This is a genomic window from Polaromonas sp. P3_B1 (assembly GCF_056402935.1).
In genome coordinates this window covers 44,423-52,474 of the sequence record NZ_JBFUGK010000041.1, presented here as the reverse complement: position 1 = coordinate 52,474, position 8,052 = coordinate 44,423, and the positions used below count along the sequence as shown (strand labels likewise).

Sequence of the window (8,052 nt, the reverse complement as noted above, 5' to 3'; positions counted from 1 at the left end):
AGCCCTCACCCCTGCCCTCTCCCAGGGGGAGAGGGGGTAAGAAAAATCAGATTCGTTTCCAGTCGAACTTGGCTTTTTTGCCTGTGCCGAAGAGTTTCAAAGCACCGTCTTCACCCACCGCATTCGGCCGAATGAATATCCAGTTCTGCCAGGCCGAGAGGCGGCCAAACACGCGCGTCTCCATGGTTTCCTTGCCCGGAAAGCGCAGCGAGGCTTCCATACCCGTCATCGCGTCAGGCGAGAGCGAAGCACGCTCTTCCAGCATGATGCGGATTTCGTCTTCCCAATCGATGTCATCGGGCGTCAGGGTCACCAGGCCCAGCGCCAGCGCCTGGTCGGCGCGCAGCGGGCTGTCGCCGAGTTTTTGCAGCTGGGCAATCGTGGCCTCGTCTTCGCAAAAGCGCGTCTGCAAGCGCGTCAGGCCGTTGACGGCGGGGAACCAGCCGAAATTGGCGGCGCTCAGTTGCAGCGCGGGCGCGCTGTCGGGCGCATCGGGCAAATCCAGCATGTAGATGCGGTCGCAGGCCAGGGCCAGTTCGTAGAAGGTACCGGCAAAACACGAGCCCGCATCGGCCAGCGCGATCAGCGAGCGGCTGGTGACATCCAGCCGCGCCAGCGTGCGGCGCAGCGCACCCGTGGTTTCCTTCACCAGCCAGTGGTCTTTCAATTTGGCCAGCACTTCATCCATGCGTATCACCTGGCCGGCATCGCCCGTGGTCTTGATGACCCAGGTGCCGACTTCGAGTTCATTGGTGCGCAGGTTCAGGATGGCGTCGTCAAGCTCGCGCTGCAGCTTGAGCGGGTACCAGTTGGCGCCGGCCGCTTCAATCGCCTCGGGCGTGGATTCAATGGGGCTTGCGGGCGCCTTCACCGTCAGGGTGGCAATGCGCTTTTCACGGTCCACCTGCGCGTCGACGATGCTGTAGTGGTAGCCGCTGTCGTCGATCAGTGCCTTGAGCGGCGTCAGTTCTATGCCTTTGGCGCCGGCCCGCGTGGACTGCGCACGCAGCGCCTGGATTTCGGCGGCCAGCAAGTCGCCGAACTGCTGCGGCTTGGCATGAGCGTCTATCAACTTCCAGTCCTTGGCGCGGTCGGCGCGCACGCCCTCGGAGGTCGTGCAAAAAATGTCGGCCAGGTCACGGCGGACCTTGCGCTTGTCGGTCACGCGGGTCAGGCCGCCGGTGCCGGGCAGCACGCCCAGCAAGGGCACTTCAGGCAGGCTCACGGTGGAAGAGCGGTCGTCCACCATGATGATGCGGTCGCAGGCCAGGGCCAGCTCGTAGCCACCGCCGGCGCAGGCGCCGGTCACCGCGGCAACCGATTTCAAGCCGTCATGGCGCGACGAATCTTCCAGGCCGTTGCGGGTTTCATTGGTGAACTTGCAGAAGTTGACCTTCCAGCCATGCGTCGAGAGGCCCAGCATGTAGATGTTGGCGCCCGAGCACCAGATCTTTTCCTTGCCCGACTCAAACACCACCACTTTGACGGCCGGGTGCTCGAAGCGCACGCGGTTGATGGCGTCGTGCAACTCGATGTCCACGCCCAGGTCGTAGCTGTTGAGCTTGAGCTTGTAGCCGGGCTTGATGCCGCCGTCTTCATTGATGTCGAGCTTCAGGCGCGCGACGTCGCCCTCCACGCTCAGCGTCCAGTGCTGGTATTTGCCCGGGTGGGTGGAGAAGCTCACGAGCTCGCGCTCCTGGCCGGCGATGACCTGTTTGAATAAAAGCGGCTCTGTCATGGCGTTCATGGGTTTGTCTCCGGTTAGGTCTATTGCTGTTTTACTGCTGGTCGCGCACGGGTGTTTTGGGAACGGCGCGTTCCAGGTCTTTGAGGCTTTGTTTCAGTGTGCGCGCGGCGGTATCAACCACGGCGTCGGCGCGGGCATAGAGGGCTTCGCGACTGGAGAGGATGCGGCGTATGTCTTCCATGGCCTCGTCGGTCGCGCCGCGGGTCGTGTCAAAAGGCCGCATGTCGCCCTGGGCCACCACGCGGGCCATGTGCTCCTCGGGGCTGGCCTTGAGCCAGACGCAATAAAAGCGGCTTTGCAGCAGGTCGAAAGTTTCACGCTCGCTCACGATGCTGCCGCCGGTGGTCATGACCACGCCTTCGGGGTGATCCTCGGCAATGCGAAACAGCGCACGGCGTTCATAGCGCCGGTAGCCGGCCTGGCCGTGCAGCAGCAGGATTTCGTTCATGCTGGTGCCGGCTTCGCGTTCGATCTCGCGGTCCAGTTCAATGAAAGGCACGCCGCGCTCGGCCGCCAATTGGCTGCCCAGCGTGGACTTGCCGGCCCCGCGCAGGCCTATGAGCGCTACGCGCTGCTCGCGGCCCAACGCGTCGCTGAGGCCAAACGTGCCGCCCAGCAGGCTGTAAGCCTGGTCCAGCTGGGCATCGTCCAGCCGCGTCAACAGGCCTTGCACACGCGCCAGCGCCGGACGCGGGGCGTCCTGCAGCAATTCCAGGATGGATATGTTGAGCGCGCGGGCCGCCGCTTCGAGCGAATTGATGGAGACATTGCCCTTGCCGCTTTCCACGTCGGCCAGAAAGCGCTCGCTCAGGCCAGAGTCCGAAGCCAGCTGCTTGCGCGTCATGCCACGGCGGGCACGCCAGGCGCGAACGCGGGCGCCCAGTTCACTGAGCGTGGCTTTCGATTCCTGTTCAGACATGATTTCCAAGAGACACCTGTGTAAAAAGCCCGGTGAAAACCCTAAAAAACCCGCTTCAAGGGGCTTTGACGGTTGCGCTTCGAATGAATTGCAGTATACTTCACCTTAAATCGATGTCAAGCAGTTTATTGCATCTTTATTCCGCCCTTCGACAAGCTCAGGATGACAGGAACCATCATGAAACTCAAAATCCTTGTAGGCACCATGACCAGCACCGCCGACTATGTGGCTCAGGCGATCCAGATGGATTGTGCCGACCTGGTCAGCGAGATTGAGGTCGAACTGATGGACAACCTGGACATCAGCATCTTCGATGCGGCCCAGGCCGAAGATGCACTTTATCTCATCTGCAGCTCCACCTACGGCTCTGGCGACGTGCCCGACAATGCGCGCGCCCTTTACGAGTCGCTGGGCAGCAACCCGCAATTCCTCGGCCATGTGCGCTACGGCGTGATCGCACTGGGCGACCGCACCTATATGCAGACCTTCTGCTTCGGCGGCAAAAAATTTGACGAGCGCCTGCAGGACCTGGGCGCGCAGCGCATTGGTGAAATCTGGTGCCACGATGCCAGCAGCGGCACCATGCCGGAAACCGAAGGCACCGAGTGGTGCCGCCAGTGGCTCACCGGCGCCCTGCAGACATTGGGGGCCAGTTCCGCCACTGCCTGACGCACAAGAAAAACGACCCCGTAGCGCTTGATCAGCGTGCGCAAGCAGCTACCCAAATAACAGCTATCTGGAGACAAGCATGCCAACAAGCAGCGCAGACCATTCGGCAAGCCCTCCCCGGGTGAGCATCCCGCGCGACTACAACGCGGCGCACGACCTGCTGGCGCGCAACGCCACGCGTCCCGGCAAAGTGGCTTTTATGGACGCGCTGAGCGGCGAGCAACTGAGCTACGGCGAACTTGCCGATCAATCCCACCGCTTTGCCAATGCCCTGCGCGCCCAGGGCTTCGAGCCAGAAAGCCGGGTGCTGCTGGCCATGCTGGACACGCCGCAGTGGCCAGTCGCCTTCCTCGGCTGCATACTCGCGGGCGTGGTGCCCATCGCGGCCAACACCTTGTTGACCACGCCGGACTTCGAATTCATGCTGCGCGACTCCCGCGCCCAGGGGCTGATCGTCTCGCACGCCCTGCTGCCGGCCTTTGCGCCGTTGCTGGGAAAGATCGATACGCTGAAGTCTGTGGTCGTCGCCGGCGTCGACGACTGCGCGCCGCACGCAACCATGGCCGCCCTGCTGCGCGCGGCGCCGGCCACGCCCACGGTCGCCGCCACCTGCGCAGACGACGCCTGCTTCTGGCTGTATTCCAGCGGCTCCACCGGCACGCCCAAGGGCACGGTCCACCTGCACAGCCATTTGATCCAGACGGCTGAGCTCTACGGCCGCGGTGTGCTGGGCATACGCGAGTCCGACGTGGTGTATTCCGCCGCCAAGCTGTTTTTTGCCTACGGCCTGGGCAATGCACTGACCTTTCCGATGAGCGTGGGCGCCACCACCGTGCTGCTGCCAGCGCGCCCCGCGCCGGCCGATGTCTTTGCCCTGCTCAAAAAATACCGGCCGACGATTTTCTACGGCGTGCCCACGCTGTATGCCGCCCTGCTGGCCGACCCGGCGCGGCCGGCGCAGTCCGAGTTGAGCCTGCGCGTATGCACCAGCGCGGGCGAGGCCCTGCCCGCCGAGATCGGCAAAAAATGGACGGCGCAGTACGGTTGCGAAATCCTGGACGGCATAGGCTCCACCGAGATGCTGCACATCTTTTTGTCCAACCGGCCCGGCCAGGTGCGCTACGGCACCACCGGACAGGCGGTGCCGGGCTACGCGTTGCGCATCATCGGGGACGACGGCCGAGAATGCGCCGACGGCGAGATCGGCGAGCTGCAGATCAGCGGCCCCAGCGCCGCCATCATGTACTGGAACAACCGCGCCAAGACCAAGGCCACCTTCGCGGGCGAATGGACCAAGAGCGGCGACAAGTACACACGCGACGCCGACGGCTTCTACACCTACGGCGGGCGCAGCGACGACATGCTCAAGGTCGGCGGCATCTACGTCTCGCCCTTCGAAGTCGAGGCCTGCCTGATGACGCATGCCGCCGTGCTGGAAGTGGCGGTGATAGGCATGGCCGATGCCGACGAGCTCATCAAACCCAAGGCTTATGTAGTTTTCAAGTCCGGCCAGAGTGCCACCATGGACGAGCTCAAGGCCCACGTCAAGCAGCAGCTCGCGCCCTACAAATATCCGCGCTGGATAGAGTTCGTCAGCGAACTGCCCAAGACGGCCACCGGCAAGATCCAGCGCTTCAAGCTGCGCCAGCCGCGCTGAAGCGTAACGCGCCACCAGGCCCCGAACCTGAGCCCGGTATGCGGCAAAAGATCACTGCAAAAGTGTGCGCAAAGGCCAAAATCGGGCACAGTCATTGCTTTAGATGTAAACAATTTAATCTTCAATCTCGGGTTTTACACTAGGACTGGCCACGCTACGCACGCTTACTATTGGCCTAACAGTTTTCAGAGTTTCCAGCCTCAACCAGGAGCTATTTCATGACTTCACGCCGACTTGTACTGACCCGCAGCGCCGCCATGATCGGTGCCGCCTCCACCGGCCTTTTGCTCCCTGAAATCGTGCGCGCGCAGTCCGGCAAGGTGCGTGTCGGCTTCATGCTGCCCTATACCGGCACGTTCGCGCAGCTCGGTGTGGCCATTGAAAACGGTTTTCGCATGGCCATCAACGAACAAGGCGGCAAGCTGGGCGGCCGCGAGATCGAATTCTTCAAGGTGGACGACGAGTCCGAGCCGTCCAAGGGCATTGAAAACGCCAACAAGCTGGTGCAGCGCGACAAGGTCGACGTGCTGGTCGGCACGGTGCACTCGGGCGTGCAGATGGGCATCCAGAAAGTCGCGCGCGACAGCGGCGTGCTGAGCCTGATCCCGAATGCCGGCGTGCATGCCGCGACGCGCAGCCTGTGCGCGCCCAATGTGTTCCGCACTTCTTTTACAAACTCCCAGCCCACGCGTGCCCTGGGCAAGGCCATGGTGGACCGCGGCCACAAAAAGGCCGTCTGGATCACCTGGAAATACGCGGCCGGCGACGAGGCATTTGAAGGCTTCAAGGAAAGCTACACCGCCGCGGGCGGCACCATCGTCAAGGAACTGGGCCTGCCCTTCCCGCAGGTTGAGTTCCAGGCCCTGCTGACCGAAATCGCCGCGCTCAAGCCCGATGCCGTGGCCTGCTTCTTCGCCGGCGGCGGCGCCGCCAAATTCATCAAGGACTACGCCGCCGCGGGCCTGAAGGAAAAAATCCCGCTGTACGGTTCCGGCTTCCTGACCGAAGGCGTGCTCGACGCCGCCGGCCCCGCGGCCAACGGCATCATCACGACCATGCACTACAGTGACTCGCTGCCGACCCAGCGCAACGGCCAGTTCCGCCTGAGCTACGCCAAGACATTCAAGATGCAGCCCGACGTCTACGCCGTCCAGGGCTACGACACCGGCCTGCTGCTGATCCAGGGCGCCAATGCCGTCAAGGGCGACCTGAGCGCCAAGCCGGCCCTCTACAAGGCCCTGGAAGGCGCCGTCATCGACAGCCCGCGCGGCAAATGGACCATGAGCCCTTCGCACAACCCGGTGCAGGACATGTACCTGCGTGTGGTCGAGAACAAGGAAAACAAGGTGATCGGCGTGGCGGCCAAGGCTTTGGCAGACTCGGGCGCAGGCTGCAAGATGGCCTGAACCTGACCAGACGGCCAACTCAAGCCCGTCCCTACCAGCATGAGCCGCGGAACCGGCTTTGCCGGGCCGCAGGCGGGCGGCCCCCTCGGGGGGCAGGGAGCTACATGTAGTGAGCGACCGTGGGGGCCATTCTGATGCTATCTTCAAGCCCATGACGCTCACCACCTACCTCCTCTACGTCGCAGCCGTCGCGCTGCTGATCCTCACGCCCGGCCCGACCATGCTGATGTGCATGACCAATGCACTCAACCACGGCCCGCGCAAGGCCATGACGTCCGTGGCCGGAAGCGTCGCCGCGGTGTTGTGTGTCATGCTGCTGTCGGCCATGGGCCTGGGGGCGCTGCTGGCGGCGTCTGAAACCGCCTTCACGGTCGCCAAACTCATCGGCGCGGCCTACCTGATCTGGCTGGGCATCAAGACCTTCCGTAGCGAGGCGGCCGTGTTTGACGGCACGGCCAAAGACGACAGCCCCTCGCAGCGCCGCTCGTTTTTCCTGCGCGGCTTCCTGGTTGGCGCCAGCAACCCCAAGGCCGTGCTGTTCTTCGCGGCCTTCTTCCCGCAGTTCCTGAACTCTGCCGCGCCCTTTGTGCCGCAGTTCGCCATCCTGGCGCTGACCTTTATGGCCTTTGAATTCACGGTGCTGACCTGCTGCGCGCTGGGCGTCTCGCGCATCGCGCCGCTGCTGCGCTCCAGCCACGCCGTGCGCTGGTTCAACCGGGTGTCGGGCGGCCTATTTACCCTGATGGGCAGCCTGCTGCTATTCACACGTCGCCACACATAAACCTGATTTATGGATTTAGCCAACTTCCTTATCCAGCTGCTCAACAGCGTCCAGTACGGCCTGCTGCTGTTCATGCTGGCTGCCGGCCTCACGCTGATCTTCGGCATCATGGGCGTGGTCAACCTGGCCCACGGCAGTTTTTACATGCTGGGCGCCTACCTGGCCTGGTCGCTCAGCACGCTGACGGGCAGCCTGACGCTGGCCATCGTGATGGGCGCGGTGCTCTCGGTCGCCTTCGGCCTGGTGCTGGAGTGGCTGCTGTTTCGCCACTTCTACAAGCGCGACCACCTGGACCAGGTGCTGCTGACCTTCGGCCTGATTTACATCTTTGAAGAAGTGCGCTCCATCCTCTGGGGCGACGACGTGCACGGCGTCACGATTCCCGACCTGCTCAGCGCTTCGGTACCGCTCACCGACAACCTCTCCTACCCGGTCTACCGCCTCTTCATGTCGGGTGTCTGCATCGCGCTGGCCCTGGGCCTGTATTTCATGATCTCCAAGACCCGGCTGGGCATGAAGATCCGTGCCGGCGCCTTTAACCGCGACATGGCCGAATCGCTGGGCATCAACATCAAGCTGATCCATGCCGTGGTGTTTGCGCTGGGCGTGGGCCTGGCCGCGGTGGCGGGCATGATCGCCGCACCTGTCGCCAGCGTCTATCCCAATATGGGCTCGCAAGTGCTGATCATGTGTTTTGTGGTGGTGGTGATTGGCGGCATAGGCTCGGTACGCGGCGCGCTGATTTCCGCGCTGCTGGTGGGCTTGGTCGACACCTTTGGCAAGGTACTGCTGCCTTCCATGGCGGGCATGCTGGTTTATATGTTGATGGCGGCTGTTCTTTTGTGGAAACCCGAAGGTCTGTTCAAGCAATGA

General features: G+C 63.0%; 7 protein-coding genes. 5 read left to right on the top strand and 2 right to left on the bottom strand.

Features of this window, described 5'->3' with window-relative positions; translation table 11 throughout:
• Nucleotides 1–46: 46 nt before the first annotated feature.
• Complete coding sequence (boxC, locus tag AC1DXS_RS20645; protein WP_477739332.1) at nucleotides 47–1,738, bottom strand: 2,3-epoxybenzoyl-CoA dihydrolase; 1,692 nt, start codon at nucleotides 1,736–1,738, stop codon at nucleotides 47–49.
• 40 nt (nucleotides 1,739–1,778) lie between these two features.
• Nucleotides 1,779–2,666, bottom strand: coding sequence for a helix-turn-helix transcriptional regulator (locus tag AC1DXS_RS20640; protein ID WP_477739330.1), 888 nt, complete (start codon nucleotides 2,664–2,666; stop codon nucleotides 1,779–1,781).
• 177 nt (nucleotides 2,667–2,843) lie between these two features.
• On the opposite strand from AC1DXS_RS20640, the gene AC1DXS_RS20635 reads away from it, so the two are divergent.
• The 5 genes from AC1DXS_RS20635 to AC1DXS_RS20615 all read left to right on the top strand — a co-directional run bounded on the left by AC1DXS_RS20635 (nucleotide 2,844) and on the right by AC1DXS_RS20615 (nucleotide 8,052).
• Entirely contained in the window at nucleotides 2,844–3,335 is a 492-nt protein-coding gene (locus AC1DXS_RS20635) for a flavodoxin domain-containing protein (protein ID WP_477739329.1), read from the top strand.
• A 79-nt stretch (nucleotides 3,336–3,414) separates the two neighbouring features.
• On the top strand, nucleotides 3,415–4,992 hold the full coding sequence (locus AC1DXS_RS20630) for a benzoate-CoA ligase family protein (RefSeq protein WP_477739328.1): 1,578 nt from the start codon (nucleotides 3,415–3,417) through the stop codon (nucleotides 4,990–4,992).
• A gap of 218 nt (nucleotides 4,993–5,210) precedes the next feature.
• On the top strand, nucleotides 5,211–6,398 hold the full coding sequence (locus AC1DXS_RS20625) for an ABC transporter substrate-binding protein (protein ID WP_477739327.1): 1,188 nt from the start codon (nucleotides 5,211–5,213) through the stop codon (nucleotides 6,396–6,398).
• 151 nt (nucleotides 6,399–6,549) lie between these two features.
• Entirely contained in the window at nucleotides 6,550–7,179 is a 630-nt protein-coding gene (locus tag AC1DXS_RS20620) for a LysE family translocator (RefSeq protein WP_477739326.1), read from the top strand.
• Nucleotides 7,180–7,188: 9 nt separating this feature from the next.
• Nucleotides 7,189–8,052, top strand: coding sequence for a branched-chain amino acid ABC transporter permease (locus AC1DXS_RS20615; protein WP_477739325.1), 864 nt, complete (start codon nucleotides 7,189–7,191; stop codon nucleotides 8,050–8,052).